Raw genomic sequence first — 643 nt, 5'->3', positions numbered from 1 at the left:
GTCTCCACCGTGCGACGTTGGCTCGCCAGCCAGGGCATGAACCGACTGCCACCGTTGCAGCCGCCGATGCCGATTCGCCGCTATGAACACGACGCCCCCGGTGACCTGCTGCACCTGGATATCAAGAAGCTGGGCCGGATCGTGCGGCCGGGACATCGGGTCACCGGCGATCCGCGCGACAACACCGATGGTGCCGGGTGGGAATGCATTCATGTGGCCATTGACGATCACAGCCGAGTGGGCTTTTCCAAAGGCTATCGTGACGAAACGGCCGACTCGGCCAGCGCGTTTTTGCGCGCCGCGGTCGCTTACTACGCCTGTCTTGGCGTCACGATCCGCCGGTTGCTGACCGACAACGGGGCGGCATACCGGTCCAGAAGCTTTGCCGCTGTGTGCGTTGAGCTGCGCATCAAGCATCGCTTCACACGCCCTTACACGCCGCGTACCAACGGCAAGGCCGAGCGTTTCATCCAGACCGCCTTGCGCGAATGGGCTTATGCACGCACCTACCAGAACAGCGCCGAACGCCAGGCTGCTTTGCAACCGTGGATGCATCGTTACAATCACCATCGACCTCATTCCGCCCTTGGCTACCAACCGCCTATCAGCCGGCTAGCGCGGAACAACGTATCGAACTTCAACA

At 62.1% G+C, this 643-nt stretch carries 1 protein-coding gene; it reads left to right on the top strand.

The features are described 5' to 3' along the window. On the top strand, window positions 1-643 hold a 643-nt coding region (locus ISP15_RS18235), incomplete at both ends, for an IS481 family transposase (protein ID WP_404549411.1).

The sequence above is a fragment of the Dyella jejuensis genome, assembly GCF_044904675.1.
Lineage (GTDB): Bacteria > Pseudomonadota > Gammaproteobacteria > Xanthomonadales > Rhodanobacteraceae > Dyella_B > Dyella_B jejuensis.
The sequence above is the reverse complement of the archived record's forward strand: the minus strand, read 5'-3'. Positions and strand labels throughout refer to the sequence as shown.